This window comes from Azospirillum sp. OGB3 (assembly GCF_014192915.1).
Lineage (GTDB): Bacteria > Pseudomonadota > Alphaproteobacteria > Azospirillales > Azospirillaceae > Azospirillum.
In genome coordinates this window covers 74,652-93,374 of sequence record NZ_JACHYN010000018.1, presented here as the reverse complement: position 1 = coordinate 93,374, position 18,723 = coordinate 74,652, and the positions used below count along the sequence as shown (strand labels likewise).

Below are 18,723 nucleotides of genomic sequence, written 5' to 3'. Positions count from 1 at the left end.
CGTTAAGCGATAATAACCTGGAGAGAACACTACCACATGCGAGGCCAATTACAAGACCGATTATGAGACTATTGCGGCCTGGAGATGCGCAAGATGTCGCAGATTCCCGTTATCTCACGAGACGCGCCGATCAGCGAGGCGCCTTGACGGCCAAGACCGGACGCCGAACACCCCTGAGACTGGCCCAGTGTTGCAGGCCGATGCACAGATCGGTCTCAGCATGGAAAACGCCGCCAAGTCCCCCTGACCGCCTCGCATCCGTACACGCGACACCCCGCCGGCGAACGCCGGCGGGACGGCTCTACTGGGGCGCTTGATTGAGCGCGTTCAGATATTCTTCGTTGGCCTTACGCATGGCATCTGCCTCGTGGACCCCTTCAACAAACACCTCCATGGCACCGCTGCCATAGTAGGCACCAACGATCCCACCGCCAATTCCCATGACGACCGGCACCGCCATCAGGCAGTAGGGTGCAAAGGCGACGGTGTAAGGGCATGCGTAAACAGCGATGGCCGTACCGGCAGCGCCACCGCTCGTCGAACCCGCGAGGCCGCCGGCAAACGCTCCTGCGTTAACAAATCCGCTGTCGATCAGAGTGTTCGTCGCCTTGTGGATCCGCTGTTTGCCTTCGTCCGTTGCCGGGTCCACATCCATCATGATCTTCACATAGTAGTACCCGTTCACGGCAACCGTGGTGACCCCAACGACTTGCCGGACATAGGGTATCCCCGAGGTCACATGGATGACTTTTTCAGCCGAGTGGATCATGCCCTCGGGCACGCTGCCCTCCGCCAACTTGAGAATCATCGTCGTGTACGATCCAGACGATCCTCCCGCCGCGGCTTCCTTGGTGTGGTGAGCCTTGCTTTCCCTGGCCTCCGGCTTGTTGTCGTTGGCTGCGGCCGTTGAATAGCCCTTCGCCTTGGCTGTAGTCGTGTAGCCGTGCTTGATCTCCGCAACCGCCTTCTTCGAAAACGACACGTGCGGCGTCCGGACCTTTCGGCCCAGTTCGGCGAGCCGGGCCTTCTCCTCGTCCGTCAGGCCACTCAGGTCCGGTATCGGGTTGTCTTTGGTCCCCGACCACTTCATCTTGTTCGCTAGGCGGCTGAATTCCGCCGCCTCACTGTCGGTCAGCCCGCCTTTGTGGATGCGATGCTCGTGGCCTGCAACCATCTCCTTGCAGTTCAGCATCACGTAATCGAGGGTCGATTCGGGAATGATGATGGACTGCGTCGGGTATGTCGCGACGGCGCTGCCGATCTTGCTGCAGGCCTTCGGGTCGGCGTCGAAGGACTTCAGCTGCGTCTGGACCGCTTTGTTGCCGTGCTTGTCGGTGATCGCTCCATCCGGCTCGGCGCGTTGGCCATCCGACGGCAGCGAGTGATATCTGTACCCGTCCTGGGCCCGGTCCGGGTGGCTGTTGAACTGGTACTCGGTGGCGCTTTCCAGAATCGTGCCCTTGCGGCCATCATACGGGTCCGGCGGCATGTCTTCGCTCATCGGGGCGGTGCTGCCGTGGAAGGCGAGAGCCGTGCCTCGCTTAATCACGGCGACCGCAGCCTCCAGATCATCCGGGTCGTACTGAGAGAACGCATAGACATAGCTGGGGGCCAGAGTCAGGATCGCGAACACGAATAAGGCACCGCGACGTCCCATCATTCCCGCCCCTCGCTCATGCGTTTCAGCCGCCGGCACCCCCTGCCGTCGAGCCGAAGCATCTTGATGCAACGTCGAGGAGTGGTCTACTCCAAAGAAGGTGTAATTCAGGCATCGCTGCGGCGGCGACTCTAAAACGAACCGGCCACCCGCCGGTCTGGCGAATGGCTGGTTCCATGGTGCAACCAGGCGTCTTACTTCGTCGCGGCCTTGGCCAAGGCCGCGACCTCGTGCATGCCGGCGCGCACACGCGCGGTCAGGATGCCGGCGGCCTCCGAGTGCGCCTTCGCCGCGATCGTGGTCATTTCCTGGGTGTTGGCCACTGTGCGCTCAAAGCTGCCCTTCACGGCCTCGACCTCCTTGGTGATGGCGTCCTCGAAGGTGGTGACCCCCATCAGCGCGCGCACGCGTTCCGGAGCGGCTTCGATCGCCTGCGCCATGATTTCGTTGTTGCGGGTCGCAATGGTGCGAACGGCGGCACCTACGGTCTCGGCGGCGTGCCCAGCCGCCTCAAGGTTCTTGCGCTGGAAGTCCATCACGGTTTCCAGGTCCTGCACCCGGCCGGCGCCGACGGCGCCGACCTGGGCGACCAACTCGCCGGCAGGCCCGCAGCGATCTTGCTCCGGTCGGTAGGGCAGGGCAGGGGATGCGCCCGTCTCATAATGGGACGGCTCCGACGGGCGGCAGGATGGTGAGCGCCGCCCGGGCGGTCAGCTGCCCTTCAGGTCCTGCACCTCGATGCCACCCTGGGTGGACATCTGGCCGACGAGCCAGCGGCTATCAGCACCAGCAGGATGACCAGCACCAGCCGGTCCGACGCCCGCCGCGACCTGCAGGTCCTGCACCTCGGCGCCGCCGCGGCCGCCCTGGGCGAGTTCCGCTCGCCGACATGCCGGCGGCGATCTGGATCCGGCCGGCAGGGGAGGAGTTCCGCTTAGCGAGAGGGAACGGGCGTCGCACCTGGTTGCGTGGATCATGCGCTCAGCGGGCAGGGTGGGAAACTCTGATAGGGATGTGTTCTGCGTCGGACAACACACCATTCAGGCGGGGCGCTTCAAAGCGTGAAGTGTCGGTATCGGCCTGCTCCATGATGCCGGCGTTGCGGCCGACCCACGCGAGGAGCGCCGGGGTGATAACCGTCGGGACGAGCGCCATCCGCACCTTGTCCTCCGTAGCTCGGCTGACGCAGTTTCCCCAAGAGGGCTTGTCGGTGCGCGAGGTCGAAGGGACCTGCAAGATTGCGAATCATGTGCCATCGCCGCGGCGCTCGGGCCCGTAGCTGAGCCTCATTGGAACTCGCTTGACGACAAAGCCCGAGATGTCCGGCATGAAAAACGAAACGATACCCGCCGACATAAGGATGACAACCAGTGGGCCGCTGTCTGTTCCGATGAAAAAGCTGGCTGATTTGAGCGTCTAACCCGCAACTGGCGGACCGAAGGCGATGGTGATTGAGTTCGCGAAACTCACAACCTTTCCGATGAGCATGAGAATCACATAAGTTCACTTATGGAAAATACCAAAACTCTTAAACTATGCTTCCATGAGATTGGTCATTATTACACGGCATGCGGTCCAGTGCAAAAAAATTGGCCGCTGTGTGGTGGCAGCGGCCCAAGTTCAGGGAGGTTGGCGTGAAACTCTATGCGGCTGGTTGCGCTTTGGCAGGCTGGACAAGTGCCGCCGGCGGAACTGCCCAAGGTCCCGAGGCAAGCCCGTCTTCCCAGCGCTCCCATTTGCCGAGGGCCTGAGACACCCGCTCGACGGTCAGGTAGTACGTGTGCCGGTCCTCCAAGCTCAATTCTGCCGTCCCATCGCGCAAGAACCAGCGCAGGTGCTTTGCCTCCCACTGAAAGGCTCCGATCCCAAACTGGCACCAGATCGACCCAGCGATCTCGGCCGACAGGTACTGGACCAGCTCGGCGTCGGCGGGGCGCTCGCGGTGGAAGGTCCCCTTGAGGAGCGCTGTGACTTGGCCGCGGGCGTGTTCTTCGCTGATTGGGCTGGCGAAGCCTTTCTTCATCGGCGCGCTCCCGAGTGTCGAGCCACGACGATACGGCAGAAGGCCCGGCCCGCGCGCCGGAGAAAGGCAGCGGAAATCATCGCCTTTCCGATCCGTCACTGTTTAGGGGCTCTTGGCGTCCGGCGGCGCGATCAGCTCATCGGCAAGATCGAGGACGTCATCCCACTGTGGCCGCGTCGTCATGGACAGGCGATGTCGGACGGCCAGCTGGCCCAGCGTCACTGCCTCGTCCTCGTATTGAATCGGCACGTCGGCGGAGCGCACCAGGGCACCGGTGAGGCCGCCGTCGGCTTGGTCCTTCCAGACAAGCAGGGCGAGCCAGCGGTCTCCCGCTGCATTGTGCACCTCGAAGGCGAATAGCTTCTCCGGCCCAGGGCGCTCGGCGCCAGCCCAGAGCCGCCCACCTGCATCCCCAACCAATTCATGCACAAAGCTGCCGTATCCGGAGAATGTGGCCAGCAGAGCGGCCAGATCGTCTTCGAACGGGCTCTCAACGTTTTCGGCGTTTAGGGTGGACAATGAGAGGTCTCCTTGTTGCTCATGCGCCACGATGGCGCGCGGGTGGACGATTGGTTGGGCACGGCATTAGGGGTGAGCACCGTCGTAACGGCGGTTGAGTCGGCCCGGTGCACGTTTCCCAGGTGGCTGCCCAGCGCGTCTTAGGTGCGGTACGGACGTCAGCACAGTGGACACGTCAGCGTTCTATTGAGCACGGTTCAGTCTCGGGGCGCGAAGCCGTCTCTGGCCCGTAGCCCAGCCGGAGGAGATGTTGTGCCGCGACACCGGGCGCAGCCTGGACGAGCCGCAGGATGAAGTCGCGATCGTCCTGGCCCTCCAGCAGCTCCACTGGCAGAGGACGTCCCCCGCGCAGGTGGGTCAGCAGGAGTTCACGCCAATCCGCCGACGCCTGTTCGATGGTCCAAGCGTCGGCGTTCGACCGGGACGCTCCCAGCCGGTAATCGAGGAAGCGATTAAGGTTCGGGGGCGGCGACTCGGTTGATTTCGACCCCTCCGTTGGAGGCTGGGGCCTGACCAGGAAGAGAAGGCGCAGAAAGGCAACCAGCTCCGTTGACGACGCGGCGGCAAGCCTTTCCTGACGGCTGATCGTGGACAGCGCCACCGGAACCCCACCAAGGAAATGCAGCAGCGCCGCGATGCCAAGCTGTGACTCGATTCCAAGTGCCTGGCGCAAAGCCTGCAACTCCGCCCCGCTGGCCTGCCCCAGGCCATTGTTCGTCACCATGTTCCATGTCCTTTCCTATCCAGGGGAGGGGGCCCATCGCTGGTCAGCGACCCTGCCCCTCTCTCCTTCACTCGCACCGGCGTTCGACCGCGGCATTCAAGGAAGGGGGCGGCAGAATGGGGTTGCGTGGGTTTCCCTCCCCTGCCCCATCCCGGAGCCCGAGGGACCTGCCCGGAGTGCCGGACAGGCCCCGCTCCCCTGGCTTAGGCCGCCTGCGCTTCGTCGGCCTCGTCTTCCGCCACAGGGGCCGCCCGGAGCAGTGTGGTCATAACCGACGCATCGCCGGTCGGAACAAAAATCCGGGTCGCGTACTGGACGATTTCACGCCGGCAGCCAAGATCGATCAGACGCTTGATATCCGACGGCAGGAAGCCGACGACTTCGATCCGGTACTCGGCATTGACCCGGGCGCGCTTGAGCTTCCAGCCGTTCACCAGATCTAGCCGCACATCGGTAAGAACCGCGTCGATGGCTTCTTCCGGCGTCCAGGGTTGGTTCAGATCGGCCCCGAGTTTCGCCAGGGTGGAACGCACGCGGCCCGGATGAATCAGGCGACCGAGGTACTGAGCTCCGGTTTCGTCGATCACGCGATAGACCCGGCCACCGGCATCCAGACGGTCCCAGACAGGAAGCAGAACGCCACAAATGAGGTTCAAATCGTACGCTTGGAGTTCCTTCGTTGCCCGTGCCTGTTCAAGCCACAGAATTTCGGCCTCGCTGGTGGACAGGATAGAGAAGGTCTTAGCAGACGACACGTTGCTGGCTTCCTCGAAGCGCTCCGCATACGGGCCGATCAGCCGGACTTGCGGAATGACCGTTCCCGCCTCGTCCGTCCGGGCGCGAGCCGTGGCGACCGCGAACACCGCCCCCGTGGCGATCTCGCGGACGAAGCCGGTTACCTCGCGCTTCTTGCCGCCCATGCGTCCGTCGGCAACGGCATGGAAGGAACGGGGCGTGCGGCGGTGCCATGCCCGGAGGTGGACGTAGTAGGTTTCCGCCCCAGACGACGGCTCGACATACACGGTGCGCGGCGGGCTCACGACTTCGATACGATCCGCCCGATATTCCTCAACTCCTTGATTATAGACCCCCGCGTCAATCGCCGCTTGAATGTGTTCGTCCAGCCGATCTTGAAATTCATCGAAAAGCGCGTTCTGGTCGGCCACCTTCAAGGCCAGGATGCGGTTGAGGAATTGGCGCACCGGGGGGAAGCTGTTGCGGGTCAGGTTTCCTTCCTTGTCCGTGACCCGCAGCCCCAGCTTGTGCTCAAACTCAACCATGGTGAGCCCGGCAACCGTGCCGTCGAAGTGCAGTTCATGGATGATCTGATTGACCGCCGCCGTGCCGTATTCGCCTTCCAGGTTGTCCCGCTCCGACATCAGTCCTTGGCTGCCGGTATCCCGCTGTCCCTTCGTGAGAGCGCCCAGTGCTCCCAAACGGCGGGCAATGGACGTGATAAAGCGCAGCTGTCCACGCAGATTGGTCGTGACTAGGATGTATTCCGGAGCTTGAGCCTGATCGGAGCGATGCGTTCGGCCCAGAGCTTGGGTGCATTCCTTCGCATTCCAACCGGCTTGAAGCACGTAATGACGACGGAGGCGGCGGTTTTTTACTTGATTGCTGGCATGAAAATCAACTCCCGTATTGGCTGCATTGCTGAATACGAGAACGCGTTTCTTGTCGTCGGCAAACGCTTCCATGTCCGCAAGGCGGGCGCCTTCGCTCCGGGTTTGGATCTGGCGCATCGGCAAGCCGGTCTCCTGATCCGGCAGCGTGACGACCCGGCGCGAGCGCCCCGTAATCTCGGCCACGGTCTCCACGCCGAAATGGTCGATGATCGCTTCCAGCGGGCCATGCGGCACCTTGAGGCAGCCGACGCGAGCCAGCATGTCGTCCCGCATCTTGACCGCTTCGGCGCAGACGACGCGGTTCCCCGCGGCATCGCGCACGGGACGGGTCCGCGTGTTGCCCTCTTCGTCGGTGTATTCCTCGTAGGCGTGGACAGGAAACGACCCTTCCAAAAACTGCATCAGAATATCGCGAGGCGTCAGGTCCAGATCGTCCAGAGCTTCCATCGCACCCTCCTTCGACAGGGCGCGCTCTTGCTGGGCTTCCAGGGTGTTGACCAACTGGACAACCACGGCATGACCGGCGGCAATGTCGCGGTCCATTTCCCGGAGAGCCGTCGGAAGCTGCATGGATGTCAGGACTTGGTTCCAGAAACGCTGATTGGCTCCCCAGAATGCGGACAGAGCGGCACTGCGAGCGCCAGCGTCGGACTTGGAGCCCGCCGATTCCATGGCGGCATCCAGGTTGGAAAGCACGACTTGCCAAGCCTCAGCCAGGGTGTCGTAGGTCTCCAACTGGGCCGGAGCCAACTCGTGCACCAACCGTTCAAACTTGACGTCGGCGTACGATAGCGAGCGGGCCGAGAACAAGCCCATAGCCTTCAAGTCACGCGCCACGATTTCCATCGAGGCGACGCCGCCGGCCTCGATCCGGGACACGAAAGCCTCTTTGGTGGGGAACGGCGTGCCCGGCCCATAGATGCCAAGGCGATCAGCGAAGCAAAAGTTCCGCACTTCGGATGCCGCCGTGGCCGAGACATAAACGACACGCGCCTTTGGGAGCAATTTCTGGATTTCGATGCCCGACATTGCCGTTTGCGACGCTTTGGTGCGGCCCCTTTCGCCCTTTTCTTCCATGGCGTTGCCCATCTTGTGCGCCTCGTCCATTGCTAGAACGCCTTCGAAGTCGCTCCCGAGCCAATCATTGATTTGCTGAATACGGGACTTGCCGGGCCGGTTCGACCGCAGCTCACCGAAGGAGACGAGCATAACGCCATGCGGATTCTTCACCGGCTCACCCGCCGGAGTGGCGCGCAGCGGAAAGACTAGGGCCGGATCGCCGCCAACAGACTTAAAGTCACGCTTCGCCGCTTTCAAAAGCTTTGTGCTGTCCTTAGTCAGCCAGACGTGCTTTTGAATACCCTTATGCCAGTTGTCAAGGATGATGGCCGAAATCTCGCGGCCTTTTCCCACGCCGGTTCCATCACCGATGTAGTACGCGCGCCGCCACGGTACGCCGTTGGTATTTGCTTCCAGCCATTGGGCGTGCGCCTGACCGGCATAGCAGACGGTTTCAAGTTGCGCGGCTGAAATGCGGCCTTCTACGATCACTTCCTGTGGGAAGCTCGGGATGTACCAGATTTCCGGCGGCGTGACCGCCGACATGGCCCAGCTTTCCACGAGCTTTCCGGGATGCGGCGCCGGCGTGGGCAGGCCCAGCTTGACGGTGTCCAGGCGTGCCGGACGGTAAGCTGCAAAACGGCTGTCCGCGCCGTCGCCGTCATCGTCCACCTTGGACGTGCGGCGTACCGGGGCTAGAAGCCGGACAAGCTGTTCAAGGGTGTCGGCATGCCCAATGACAGGGGCAGTGTTGTTCGCCGGAACCTTGTCGATTACCACGACACGGGTTTCGATACTGGTCCCATGGGCCTTGTAGAGCGCGCCCCCCACAAGCAGGTTGGCCCGCACCGCGTACTTGGAACGGATGCGCGTGATCCAGGAGCCCCGGCTGCCGGTGGCCCCAGTGCTCTTGCCGGTGACGCAGATAAGGCGCCCACCTTCCGGGAGCAGCTTTAGCGCGGCCTCGACGTGTTCGCCGGCCACGGATAGGTCCTTTTTGTCGCCTGTGCGGATCGACCGGCTGAACGGCGGATTCATCAAAACCACGGTCGGCGTCAGCTTGCCCGCAAAGATGTTGTGGACCTGTTCGGCGTTCTCTCCGGTGGGTTCGTAGCCGAGCGCCCGCAGGACCAGCTTGCGACGGTTGGCGATTTCGTTGACGTGAACCTTGGCCCCGGCGTTGGAGGCGTGCACCGCCAGTCCGCCGTTCCCGGCGCTGGGCTCAAACACAACGTCGGTCGCGGTCACGCCCGCGGCCCAAGCCATAGCGTAGGCGTAGGCCGGAGGCGTCGAGAACTGTTGCAGCGCCAGCATTTCCCCATCGCGGCGGGTCTGGGTGGGGAGCAGCGCCGCCGTCGCCTCGATCTCCGACGCGATGCGAACGGCGTTGTCCGCGTCAACGTCCAGCGTCCAGACGGCAGAGTTGGCCCGGATGTGGCGGTTCACCGCCAGTTCCGCCGCCTCATAGGCATCCTTGGCGACGTAAGCGCCCGCGCCCATGGTGCCGCCGAACGCATCGTCGGCCAGCTTGAACAGCTCCGCCGACGACATGGCGGAACCGGCGATGATCCGTTCCAGGAGGCGATCGGCGAGCAGCGCATAGCCGCTCACCATCGTTTCATCGGAAGCCGCCGACGCGGGCGCTGGAGCCTCTTTCGGAGCGCTATCGTTGGCCGGAGGATTCCACGTTATCGCGGCGAGCGCCGAGGCGTCCAACGTCCGCACCGTGGCAGCCTGTTGCGCCAGAAGATCACGGCGGTACTTCACCACGCCCACGACACCGGCGTTCTCGTTCGCCAGCTTGAGCAGCACCTTACGCAGGTATTCGCCAGCGATGTTCAGCACCGGCATAGGCGAGGCGGCGTGTGCGGGGTCCACAACAAGAACCTCACACCGAATGACCTCGATGTTGAGCGCTGTGAACATGCCGGCGGGCGTGCAGCGAACCTCGATGCCGAAACCACGAGGCAGCGTGCCGGCCTGAACGGCGGCGCCGACGCTGGAACGGTAACGGTGCATCACAGACGAAAAGTTGGGGGCGGATTGCATGCGGGGCCTCTGTAGGCGGTGTGCGAGGGAACACACCACCTTAATATCGTACAGGGCGCATGACGACAAGCTAAAAAGATGCGCAACTCAGCGCGCGATACGCATTTTCTCTGCGGGACATGATTGATATTTAATGTCCAGCTGCGAAATAGACGGAATCATCATGACATGTTCAAGGTCGGACTAAGACGTATGTCCATTTATTGTTTGCTGTCCTAGTTGGACGCTGGCTTACCGACAATCAACTCTTAGCGAATAACCCCCTATCACCCGGTGCTGGGACTTGCTGCCGCCAGCCGCAAGGAACAAACTGCGTCAGCTTAGGTGCAGATCATGCACTCTACTCTATCGCTCTGGACAGGCCGCGCCACCGCGCTCACCCTCGGCGTGAGGAAACGCTGGAGGAGGGACGCCTTATGAAACAACGCGGCATCTCTGCTGCATCGACGGCAGGCGTTCCGGATGTGCGAGAGCTTCCGATTGAATGTTAGGGCCAACACCGTGTCGTTAAGGGACACCTTGAGCGTTGCGGCACTTGGGCCGGATGCTGGGGCGCAGGCGGGCGACCCAATGATTGAAGGCGTTCTGGTTGAGCCCGTGCTGGCGGCAGTAGTCGGCTCGCGACAGGCCGCTGGCGCGCCACGCCGTGACCAGTTGGCGGTAATCCGGCGGCGCGGGCTGCTCCGCCTTGGACTTCGGCGTTGCGGCGGGAGCTGGTTCGGGCGTGCCGGAAGTGGGAGCCGGTGGTGGCGGGCTGGCGGGCGGCAGGACGTGAATGTGGTCCTCGTAGCACCAGCGGCGGCGGTCGCCTGTGGCGGTGCGGCTGCGGGTCGGGAAGTTGCTCATCTTGCGCTTGACGGCGCGTGGGTTGTGGCGCCCGCGGCTCCGGTCGGCGGGCATGGCGCGGATCTCAACCAAGATCACCGCCAGCATCCGCCGGCGCCGCCGAGGGGGAAAAGGCCGCGTGCAGCGGCAGATGGCGGCGCACCACGCGCACCGTGTGCAGGAAGGACAGCGTGTCCGGGTCGCGGGCGTCATCGGCTCCCAGGGCTTGGCTGGCCTGCACCATCAGGTGGCGCAGCGCGAAGTGGACGAGCAGCAGCCCGTACACCTCTTGCTCGACCAGGTCGGCCCGGCGCGAGCGCAGCATCAGCCGCCGCCCGGGCAGCGTCACCTTGATTTCGGCGAAGACGCCTTCCGCTTCCCAGCGCTCGTGGTACAGCGCGGCCAGATCACCGGCGGGGGCGGTCGTGGGATCGAGCAGCGTGGTGATGAGCCGGTACACGGGCTCGGCCTCCGGCACGCCCTCGAGCCGGTAATCGATGATGCGCACCACAACGCCGCCCTCGCGGCGGCGGCGTTGCGCGGGCGAGGCGTACAAGCGGCTCAGGTAGGAGCCGTCCGGCAGCGCCGTCTCGCACGCGAACACCTGATTGGCGCGCAGCCGCCACAGCAGGTCGGCCCCCGTGGCGCCGGCCGCCTGCCACAGCTCGAAGCCGACGAAGCCGCGGTCGGCCAGGCACAGCATGCCCGGCTTGAGCCGATCGAGCAGGCGTCCGGCCAACGTCGTCTCCGCCACGGCGTAGGCATCGAACGCGGCGGCGAAGACCGCATGGGTGCCGGTCTCGGCGAGCGCCAGCAGGCGCAGCTGCGGGAAGGCGCTCGCGCCCCGGGACGCCGGCGGCCGACCGAAGCGCGTGTCGATCTCGGGCGTGTCCGGCAGGTCGAGGGTGGTGCCATCCAGGCTGACCAGGCGCCGGCCACGGTAGAAGGCGCCGGGCAAGCCCGCTGGCGCGAGCGGCCGGGCGACGCGCCGGTACAACTCGGCCAGCGGCGCCACGCCGAGGCGGCGGCGCGCCTTGGTGATCGAGGACTTGGTGGCGAGCGCGAGGGCATCCCCACCTCGGCACAGCCAGCGCACGCCCTCCAGCAGGCAGCGCAGCACCTCGCCGTAGGAAGCTTGCCCGTACAGCGCCAGGGCCATGACGTAGTAGACGACCAGCCGAGCCGGCAGCGAGCGCTGGCGCACGCTGCCCCGCTCGGTGTCGGCCAGAACCGCGTCGATCAGCGCCGCCGGCACCGTGGTCGTCAGAACCCCAAGAGTCACGTGATCGCTGAGCCGCGCTCCACGCGGCAAGCCGGCCACCGTCCGTGCCATCCAACCGCCCTCCGAAGGTCGCACTCCATGACCTTCAACAGGGGATCGGACCTTAACGACACGGTGTTGATGTTAGGGCTGGTACTGCCGGCTGGGGCGCTGAGCGCGATTTGGCCCTGGCGACGCGCGCCTCGGCTGACCGTACCTAACGAAGGATGGGCAGCCGGCATGGCCGGCTTCCCGAGGTGGCGCTTCGATGCAGGGAGGGCCGCGGCGTGCCGGACGTGCGGAGTTTGCATTCGCCCTGCCCTCAGATTGACGTCACCGGACGCGCCGGCTTGAGATCGCGTCCCCAGCGGATCTTTGGCACCAAGGGTGTCTTGTCGGTCCTCTGGCGGCTCCGGCTGTTCCAGCTCTTCGGTCGGGTCACATGCTCGGGTTTCCAGCGGGCGTAGCGGAGGCTCATGCCGGATTCCGTCGAGAGGGTGTAGGTAATTATGCGGTCGAACCCTCTGCGGGCAGCCTCAGAGGCCGCCCAGTTGTAAAGGGTCGAGCAGGCCTTGTACCGGAGCGTTTCCGGCAAGTTCCGATCAACGCACAGCCGGTTAACCTCCACCCAGCTGGCCTGCGGCAGCATCCTAGCCACAGGGCGTCCAACGGAAACGACGCCCACCAGCGTGTGCCCGTTCCAAACGCCAGCACCGAAGCGCCAACAGACTGGTGGCGGGCAGTGATCGTGGTGGCGCTGGACGAAGGCTTTCATCCTGGAAAAGGCGATAGGCGCGACTTCCAATTCGCAATCAAGGAGTAGCTGGCCGTCCTGGTCAGCCACCCGGCGCAGCCGCTCCGCGCCCATGTGCTCGGCCGCTTGCAGGTTCCGCAGCAGGGCAGTCCGGAATTCCGGGTCCTGCATTTCATAAACCAGCTCCTCATAGAGCAGATGGCAGCAGGTCGAGATCATGAACGAGTGATCCGACCAAATCTCCGCCAGCTCCACAACCTGCGGCTCCCCGCAATGGACGCACGTCGGGATGGTGTAGTCGCGGTCGAAGTCGATAGCGAGCTGGCGATCAGCCTTGGACAGCATGTTCATGGCAGAGTCCGGGTGTGGCAGCGGCCGAGCGGCGGTGCTTTGGTGTCGGGGATGGACGGCGGGTCAGCGGGCGGTGAGACCGGCCAGCCGAAGGTTGGGTTGGAACGAGAAGCCGGACTCTCGCTCCATCGCGAGAAGTTCAGCGAAGAGGGCCGGGTTGTGGATCGCACCGGTTTCCAGATCCTGCCGGGAGGCCAGGACACAAAGGGCGCATGACAGGCGGCTGGAGCCGAAGACATATGCTGCGTGCGCCGTCCACCCGTCGAGCGCGGCAGCCAGCAGGGCGGCGTCTCCCGTCTCGCGGTAGGCTCGGTAAAGCGCGCGGCGCTGCTCCAGCTCAAAAACGCTCGTGTCGCAGGCTGCCCAAACGTCGGCGATAAGGACGCCGAAGATCGGGAGCCAGTTGAGCACCAGGCGCTCCTCCGGCTTGCGCTCTGCAAGGGCTTCGGCCGGGGATAGATCCCGGATGCGCTTGGAGGTCGCGCGCCGTTCGACCGTCACCACTTGGGCCTTGGCTCTCCTGGGGCTTTCCTCGGCCCGGATTCCCTGAGCGGCGATGACGACGCCACCGAGCCGGCGGTGAACCTTCACGAGCTGGTCCCGCTTTGCCTCGGCGGTGCAGTACCGTTTCGTAGCCGTGGGCCAGAAGGGTTTCCCTTCGGGAGCGGTGCGCCGCATCTCCGATTTCATCCGCTCCAGCAGGTCACCCTTAGGCCTGCTGACCACGACGAGTTCCAATCCTGCGTCGTGCGCTTGGCGCTCGACGGTTGCCGCAGTCTCTCGCCATTCCATGCGGCCGAGGTCCGCGTGGAGCGCCAACATCTTCCCTGACCAGAGGGAACGCTGGGGATGCCGGGTCAGCAGGTTCAGCATCGCCTGCGAATCCTTCCCGCCGCTGATCGACAGCGCCAGCGCCGCGCCAGTGACAAGCGCTTCGGCGATGACGTTCGGCAGATCAAGCAGGGTAGAGGCGGCAGTGGGCCGACAGATGGCGGTCATAGCTGGAGTCCTGGCGGCTGCGGCCACCCGTGCTGGGTCGCTCGGTGTCGGGGATGGACGGTGGCGGCTAGGGCAGCGCGGTGGCGCGGCGGCCGATGAATCAGCAGGTGCTCGCGGCCCAGATCAGCGCGCAGTCGCACAGACGGGTGAAGGTCGGGGCGCAGAACGGGTTGTATGTAAAGTCCATCGCTTTGTCCGGCGGCACCGCTGAATCGGTGATGAGGGTTGCCCGCCACCCACGCATGGACTTCACGCTGACCGGTGCGAATTACCGCCTGCTGGCGCCTCTTCGAAACACGAAAGGTGCAGTCGCGCACCTCCAGCTGGTCGGAGGACCCGATTACCTTGCCCTTCCGCGCCCCTCTGTGGCGCGGATCGACCAAAGGCCGGTATGGTTGTTGCGGTAGATGTCCACCTTCACGGCAGTAGCTCCACCTTGTCGAGCCGGGTCACACAAGTGTGCCAGTACGACTTCCACACCTCGTCCGGGGCGAACCACGAGTAGGGGCTGTTCGGGAAGTCGCAGCTCTTGCACTCGCCCGCCAGCGGCGAAGTCGTGAGGATTCCGGTCATGCCCTCGGTGCTGGATAGCGAGAACTCCGGCTCCTTATGGATCACGCGTATCCGCGTGCCCGGTGTCTTGGGCGGAAGCCGGAGCAGCACGAACCAGTCATCGGTTCCCGGCCCATCATGGCCGGTGAACACATGGGTCCAGCCAGGGGTGAGCGGCACCTCGCCCTTGACCGAAATGGCGTAGGGATAGCGGGTGAGAGTGGGGAGCCAGGGCTGAACCGGTGCCCCTTCCATGGCGGCATAACCGCCCTCCTGCCGGACGGCGGCTACGCACTCAATCGGATCCACATCCGGGATCAGGCCAGCGGCGCGGAGGACCGCCAAGCCCCGCGCCGACACCGGCCACGGCTTGCCGTCGCGCTCGTAATAGGCGGGCTTCACCAGGACGCCGGCGTTGTGCAGTTCCAGCAGGCGGTCGGTCGGCACCGTGCCCCTTCCGACGATGGAGCAGGCGGGATCGGCATGGATCGCCATGAGGGCGTCCAACTCGGCGGTGCACAGGATCGGGAGAGGGAAGATGACGGTCATGGAGCGCTCCGGTGTCGCGGACGGATTCACGGTGCGGGAAAGGCGGCGAGCGGGTGATGACGCGGACGCAGGCCAGTGGACGTACCGAGGCCTACGCCGACGGCGGTTGGGCCAGCAGAGCAAGGGCCCCCTGCCCTCGCTCGGTAAGTGTCCACGGCTCCTCCCAGGCCTTCTTTCCCGGCGGGCGCCGTACGAATCCCAAAGCCGCGAGGGTTTGAGCCAGACGCCAGCGGCTGTTTCGCTCCTGCACCCAGACAAGCGGCACGGAGGGATTCTCCTGGATCGCCGCCAGGGTTCGGAGTTGCTCGCCATCCAGCACCGGTCGCCAGGGCGCCTCCGGATCGAACGGCTCCAGGCGGCTCAACTGCATCATGCGCTCGCGCGGCTTCCGTTCGCGCCCGATAGGCAGGAAGTCGACGTAGCAGTGGTCATCGAACGGTGGCCCGCAGAGTCGCCGGATCGTCCCGACGCGGCCAGTCATATGGTCGCCCATGATCCGGCTGTCGTAGGTGCAGACGACGCTGGCACCCTGCCTGAGCCAGTTTGCCGCTTCCTCGCGCTGCGCCTTCCGATCCTTCGTGCAATACCCCAGGCAGTTTCCCCCCTTGCAACGTCCGTCGAAGCAGTACTCCACGGCCTCAACCGGTTGATGGCGGCAAAAGCGGGAGCCGGTCATCCAACCAACCCCACATTCTGTTCTTGTGATCGCACCCCGAACTGCTCGAAGCGAATAGACGTTCCACCGATCGAGCAGAGACGCCCATGCACCACGATCTCGTCGACGCTGTGGGCGCGAGCCTCCTGCACGATGTCGCGGTAGGTTGTCAGGTCCAGCGTTGGCGCGGCTTCGCCGTCGCGCCAGATGAGGAAGTGGCCGATCCGCCAGCTCCGTGTGACGCGCCGGCGTAGTTTCTCGTCGAACACCCGACGTCGGGTGCTGACGACAGCCACGAGCCAGCGGCCCTCAACGAGGGTGTCGGAGGCCGCGATCCATGGGCCCAACATGGCGCGTGTCGCCGTCGGCTCAACCATCGGCATGTCGTCGCCGGGGACGTACCAGACAGGGGATGCCGGGCTCTGCATTGCGGTCAGACCTCCGCTTTGCGCAGTCTGGCCGTCATGGCGTTCCAGTTCTTGAAGTGCGCGGACGCGGTGACGGCGAAGGGGCGCTCCCTGACGTGCCAGTCCAGCCAGTCGTCGATGGGGCCGGGAACCGGGTTGCCGCAGCCGAACCGCTCGGCCCAGGCCTTCACATCGTTGAGCAGCTTCGCTTCCCAATTGGTGCTCTTGGGAGCCTTCGGGTGGTAATTGTAGGCATTGGGCGCGCCTTGGCCGTGATTGTCGACGAGGAGGACCGGCTTTCCGTCATAGGTGATCGTCGCCGTGAAGCACGGCGTCTCTTCGCTCAGCGCCTTGACCTCGCGGTATTTCGTGACGGCCCACCTGTCCATGTCCGACGGTGGATCGACCGGCAGGGGCTGGTTGGACCGGCGATAGAGGTAGGCCGGGCCACGGCTTTCCTGCCGCCCTCCGTCCAGGATAACGACGACGTTCTCTCCGCCCTTGCTGACCATGCCGTACGCCATCGCGCCCTCGTGGTCGTATTCGACGCGGGCGCCCTTCTCCAGCGTCATGGTCGCCAGGAAATCGCGCAGCTTGGCCGGAACGGGTGCGGTGGACGGGGTGAATGCGGCTGGGCCGCCGGTGAAGACCTCCAGATCGTCGGTGGCGACGGAAACCTTGGTGGTGACCTTGAACACGACGGCGTGAACCGTCGTCTTCTTCTTGGGGTGGACCATGCTGACACGGTCGCCCTTGCGGTGAGACATGAGGAAGGTTCCTTCCAGGTGTGAATAGGCTTGTGGGTGCGGTGTGGAAACCGCGGCGCGCCTCCCGAACGAAGAAGGGAGCGCCGCCGACGGTTTCTTAGGCCGCGTGCAGGGAGCGAGCCTCGACTGGCTGGATCGGCTGATAAGCCGGCGTATCGGCGATGGCGGTGCGCGGACGGCGCACGCGGAAAGGCTCTACGCCGGGTGGAACGACCGTATCCATCAGGAGCCGGAAATCCGTCACTGGAAGGACGATCTCCTCGCGGGTGTCTTCGATGATGACGCGACCGAACCGATCTCCGCGCTCGCTATCGAAGCTGCTTTTCAGAATGCAGCGCTGCCCCTTGTGGTCGCCTTCCTCAATGATCCAACGGGCATTCGTGGTCTGCCAAAGCGGGGGCTGCTGCGGGCCGAAAAGGTCGTTCTGTGATCCGGGTGGTGGGTGGAACATGCGCATTGGAGCCTCGGGTGTGTTTGGGGAACACATAGAGAATATCGTACAGGGTGCATTATGACAACAGAATAATGCGCCTTGTACGATATTAAGGCTCCCGGCGCCTATTAGAAAACTCCCGATTTCCTTCGTCTTACTGCGACACTCGACAATGTGCGGTGTTGAGAATTAAGCGGCGAGCGGCAATGGGCAGTCGTCGAACGCTGGCATATTCCATTTGCCGCCAAGGTCTTCTCTCAGGAGCAAAACCAGTTCTTCGCTGGCGCGGGTGACGGCGGTGTAAAGCCAGCGCCAACGGTCGTCGCGAAAGACGCGCGAGTCATCAATGACCGTCACGCTATCCCATTCACTGCCCTGTGCTTTATGGACAGTAAGAACGTAGCCAAAATCAAACTCTTCGATGCCCTTCCTGACCTTGGGGCGGGTGATACTCTGGTCGAAATGTTGTTGGAACATCCAGGGCGAGGTCGGCAGGCCCGTCCGTCTCTTCGTCTCGTCCTCAATCAGGACAGACAGATTGAAGACGCGCTCCCCTCTTTCGAAACCCAGCTCGGCGTCCCCCGTCATAACGCCCATCATGCCGTTGAAAAGCGCAGCGTCGCTGTTGTTTTTGCAGCAGAGAATCGGCTCTCCCCGCTTCGGCATCGGACCGGAGAACCCGCGCAGGGCGCGCAGGCGACTGGTATAGGCGAAGCGAACCTTGTGAACCCCGCACAGCGTCTGGGTCGAACGGCGGGCAACGAGGCGTTGGGTCTGAGGGGTGAGCGGGAGAACGTGCGCCGCGCCTGCCGATCCGAAACGGCGCGGCAACTCGCCATTGCGGATCATGGTCGCCAGCCGGACGATGGGACTCTCCTTGGCCTGTCGGTGGATCTCGCGCAACAGGAAGTCCGGAGCGCTCTTTGTGAAGGCGCCAGAGCCGTGGACTGGAGGAAGCTGATAGGGATCGCCCAGAACCAGCACCTTCTTCCCGAACATCAGGATGTCGTTCGCCAGCCGCTCGTCGATCATCGAACATTCGTCCAGTAGGATCAGGTCCGCCTCGGCGGCAGGACCGTCGAGGCGTGAGACAAAGTGGACTTGTCCCGTTTCTTCGTCTTCGCGTGGCTCGTAGATCATCTGGTGGATGGTCATCGCGTCCTTGACACCCTTCTTGCGCAGGACGTGCGCACCCTTTCCGGTGTAGGCGCCGGACACGACCTTCTTGACCTTGTTCCGTTCCTTGAACCGTTCGATCACCTTGTTCGCGGTGAACGACTTGCCAGTGCCGGCGCCGCCGCCGAGGAAAAAAACCTGAGGGGCGCGCCTGTCGCTGTACCAGTCTTCAATCGTGCGGATCGCGGCGAACTGCTCATCGCTGGGCGAGGTGTCGTCGTGGGTGTTCTGCGGGACGATTGCGGCGGCCATTCGCTTTACCAGGGAGAGCATGAGGGAAGCTCCATAACGGCTTTGCGCAATTTTGGCCCGTAACGGGCTTTATTGCAAGACGC

At 64.0% G+C, this 18,723-nt stretch carries 19 protein-coding genes; 2 read left to right on the top strand and 17 right to left on the bottom strand.

Annotated elements, in window-relative coordinates; all coding sequences use genetic code 11:
- Nucleotides 1-301 precede the first annotated feature (301 nt).
- From FHW79_RS26855 to FHW79_RS26805, 12 genes are all read right to left on the bottom strand, one after another.
- Nucleotides 302-1,633, bottom strand: a complete 1,332-nt coding sequence (locus FHW79_RS26855; RefSeq protein WP_183181743.1) for a hypothetical protein — start codon at nucleotides 1,631-1,633, stop codon at nucleotides 302-304.
- 218 nt (nucleotides 1,634-1,851) lie between these two features.
- A complete protein-coding gene (locus FHW79_RS26850) occupies nucleotides 1,852-2,250 on the bottom strand; it encodes a phasin family protein (RefSeq protein ID WP_183181742.1) in 399 nt (132 codons plus the stop codon).
- 117 nt (nucleotides 2,251-2,367) lie between these two features.
- Complete coding sequence (locus FHW79_RS33375; protein ID WP_282184034.1) at nucleotides 2,368-2,502, bottom strand: hypothetical protein; 135 nt, start codon at nucleotides 2,500-2,502, stop codon at nucleotides 2,368-2,370.
- Between the two features lie 136 nt (nucleotides 2,503-2,638).
- Nucleotides 2,639-2,812 (bottom strand): hypothetical protein, encoded by a 174-nt coding sequence (locus FHW79_RS26845; protein ID WP_183181741.1) that lies wholly within the window; start codon nucleotides 2,810-2,812, stop codon nucleotides 2,639-2,641.
- Nucleotides 2,813-3,299: 487 nt separating this feature from the next.
- Nucleotides 3,300-3,680: a hypothetical protein gene (locus FHW79_RS26840; protein WP_183181740.1), complete on the bottom strand. Its 381-nt coding sequence runs from the start codon at nucleotides 3,678-3,680 to the stop codon at nucleotides 3,300-3,302.
- A 102-nt stretch (nucleotides 3,681-3,782) separates the two neighbouring features.
- Nucleotides 3,783-4,199 carry a hypothetical protein gene (locus tag FHW79_RS26835; protein ID WP_183181739.1) on the bottom strand — a complete coding sequence of 139 codons (417 nt, stop codon included), beginning with the start codon at nucleotides 4,197-4,199 and terminating at the stop codon, nucleotides 3,783-3,785.
- Between the two features lie 175 nt (nucleotides 4,200-4,374).
- Nucleotides 4,375-4,923 carry a hypothetical protein gene (locus FHW79_RS26830; RefSeq protein ID WP_183181738.1) on the bottom strand — a complete coding sequence of 183 codons (549 nt, stop codon included), beginning with the start codon at nucleotides 4,921-4,923 and terminating at the stop codon, nucleotides 4,375-4,377.
- 203 nt (nucleotides 4,924-5,126) lie between these two features.
- On the bottom strand, nucleotides 5,127-9,659 hold the full coding sequence (locus FHW79_RS26825; RefSeq protein ID WP_183181737.1) for a strawberry notch-like NTP hydrolase domain-containing protein: 4,533 nt from the start codon (nucleotides 9,657-9,659) through the stop codon (nucleotides 5,127-5,129).
- Nucleotides 9,660-10,166: 507 nt separating this feature from the next.
- Complete coding sequence (locus FHW79_RS26820; protein WP_183181736.1) at nucleotides 10,167-10,583, bottom strand: hypothetical protein; 417 nt, start codon at nucleotides 10,581-10,583, stop codon at nucleotides 10,167-10,169.
- The gene (locus FHW79_RS26815; RefSeq protein ID WP_183181735.1) at nucleotides 10,570-11,817 is read right to left on the bottom strand and encodes an IS4 family transposase; all 1,248 of its coding nucleotides are present in this window, start codon (nucleotides 11,815-11,817) and stop codon (nucleotides 10,570-10,572) included. Before FHW79_RS26815 ends, FHW79_RS26820 begins: the two co-directional genes overlap by 14 nt.
- A 250-nt stretch (nucleotides 11,818-12,067) precedes the next feature.
- A complete protein-coding gene (locus FHW79_RS26810; RefSeq protein ID WP_183181734.1) occupies nucleotides 12,068-12,850 on the bottom strand; it encodes an XF1762 family protein in 783 nt (260 codons plus the stop codon).
- A gap of 63 nt (nucleotides 12,851-12,913) precedes the next feature.
- Nucleotides 12,914-13,849, bottom strand: coding sequence for a phosphoadenosine phosphosulfate reductase family protein (locus FHW79_RS26805; protein WP_183181733.1), 936 nt, complete (start codon nucleotides 13,847-13,849; stop codon nucleotides 12,914-12,916).
- A 95-nt stretch (nucleotides 13,850-13,944) separates the two neighbouring features.
- Here FHW79_RS26805 and FHW79_RS26800 point away from each other — a divergent pair, with 95 nt between their 5' ends.
- The gene (locus FHW79_RS26800) at nucleotides 13,945-14,256 is read left to right on the top strand and encodes a hypothetical protein (protein WP_183181732.1); all 312 of its coding nucleotides are present in this window, start codon (nucleotides 13,945-13,947) and stop codon (nucleotides 14,254-14,256) included.
- A 10-nt stretch (nucleotides 14,257-14,266) separates the two neighbouring features.
- Here FHW79_RS26800 and FHW79_RS26795 read toward each other — a convergent pair whose 3' ends face one another.
- From FHW79_RS26795 to FHW79_RS26780, 4 genes are all read right to left on the bottom strand, one after another.
- Entirely contained in the window at nucleotides 14,267-14,950 is a 684-nt protein-coding gene (locus tag FHW79_RS26795) for a hypothetical protein (RefSeq protein ID WP_183181731.1), read from the bottom strand.
- A gap of 91 nt (nucleotides 14,951-15,041) precedes the next feature.
- A complete protein-coding gene (locus tag FHW79_RS26790) occupies nucleotides 15,042-15,626 on the bottom strand; it encodes a hypothetical protein (protein WP_183181730.1) in 585 nt (194 codons plus the stop codon).
- On the bottom strand, nucleotides 15,623-16,033 hold the full coding sequence (locus tag FHW79_RS26785; protein ID WP_183181729.1) for a hypothetical protein: 411 nt from the start codon (nucleotides 16,031-16,033) through the stop codon (nucleotides 15,623-15,625). Before FHW79_RS26785 ends, FHW79_RS26790 begins: the two co-directional genes overlap by 4 nt.
- Before the next feature lie 5 nt (nucleotides 16,034-16,038).
- Entirely contained in the window at nucleotides 16,039-16,779 is a 741-nt protein-coding gene (locus tag FHW79_RS26780) for a hypothetical protein (protein WP_183181728.1), read from the bottom strand.
- A 43-nt stretch (nucleotides 16,780-16,822) separates the two neighbouring features.
- Between FHW79_RS26780 and FHW79_RS26775 the strand changes: the two genes are divergently transcribed.
- Nucleotides 16,823-17,209, top strand: coding sequence for a hypothetical protein (locus FHW79_RS26775; protein ID WP_183181727.1), 387 nt, complete (start codon nucleotides 16,823-16,825; stop codon nucleotides 17,207-17,209).
- A 192-nt stretch (nucleotides 17,210-17,401) separates the two neighbouring features.
- Here FHW79_RS26775 and FHW79_RS26770 read toward each other — a convergent pair whose 3' ends face one another.
- Complete coding sequence (locus FHW79_RS26770) at nucleotides 17,402-18,661, bottom strand: AAA family ATPase (RefSeq protein WP_247884620.1); 1,260 nt, start codon at nucleotides 18,659-18,661, stop codon at nucleotides 17,402-17,404.
- Between the last annotated feature and the right edge of the window lie 62 nt (nucleotides 18,662-18,723).

Coding starts and splice junctions, on each gene's coding strand:
- FHW79_RS26790 (WP_183181730.1), bottom strand. CDS start 15,626: ATGACCGGCTCCCGCTTTTGCCGCCATCAACCGGTTGAGGCCGTGGAG.
- FHW79_RS26840 (WP_183181740.1), bottom strand. CDS start 3,680: ATGAAGAAAGGCTTCGCCAGCCCAATCAGCGAAGAACACGCCCGCGGC.
- FHW79_RS26770 (WP_247884620.1), bottom strand. CDS start 18,661: ATGCTCTCCCTGGTAAAGCGAATGGCCGCCGCAATCGTCCCGCAGAAC.
- FHW79_RS26805 (WP_183181733.1), bottom strand. CDS start 13,849: ATGACCGCCATCTGTCGGCCCACTGCCGCCTCTACCCTGCTTGATCTG.
- FHW79_RS26800 (WP_183181732.1), top strand. CDS start 13,945: ATGAATCAGCAGGTGCTCGCGGCCCAGATCAGCGCGCAGTCGCACAGA.
- FHW79_RS26795 (WP_183181731.1), bottom strand. CDS start 14,950: ATGACCGTCATCTTCCCTCTCCCGATCCTGTGCACCGCCGAGTTGGAC.
- FHW79_RS26810 (WP_183181734.1), bottom strand. CDS start 12,850: ATGAACATGCTGTCCAAGGCTGATCGCCAGCTCGCTATCGACTTCGAC.
- FHW79_RS26830 (WP_183181738.1), bottom strand. CDS start 4,923: ATGGTGACGAACAATGGCCTGGGGCAGGCCAGCGGGGCGGAGTTGCAG.
- FHW79_RS26780 (WP_183181728.1), bottom strand. CDS start 16,779: ATGTCTCACCGCAAGGGCGACCGTGTCAGCATGGTCCACCCCAAGAAG.
- FHW79_RS26815 (WP_183181735.1), bottom strand. CDS start 11,817: ATGGCACGGACGGTGGCCGGCTTGCCGCGTGGAGCGCGGCTCAGCGAT.
- FHW79_RS26785 (WP_183181729.1), bottom strand. CDS start 16,033: ATGCAGAGCCCGGCATCCCCTGTCTGGTACGTCCCCGGCGACGACATG.
- FHW79_RS26825 (WP_183181737.1), bottom strand. CDS start 9,659: ATGCAATCCGCCCCCAACTTTTCGTCTGTGATGCACCGTTACCGTTCC.
- FHW79_RS26845 (WP_183181741.1), bottom strand. CDS start 2,812: ATGGCGCTCGTCCCGACGGTTATCACCCCGGCGCTCCTCGCGTGGGTC.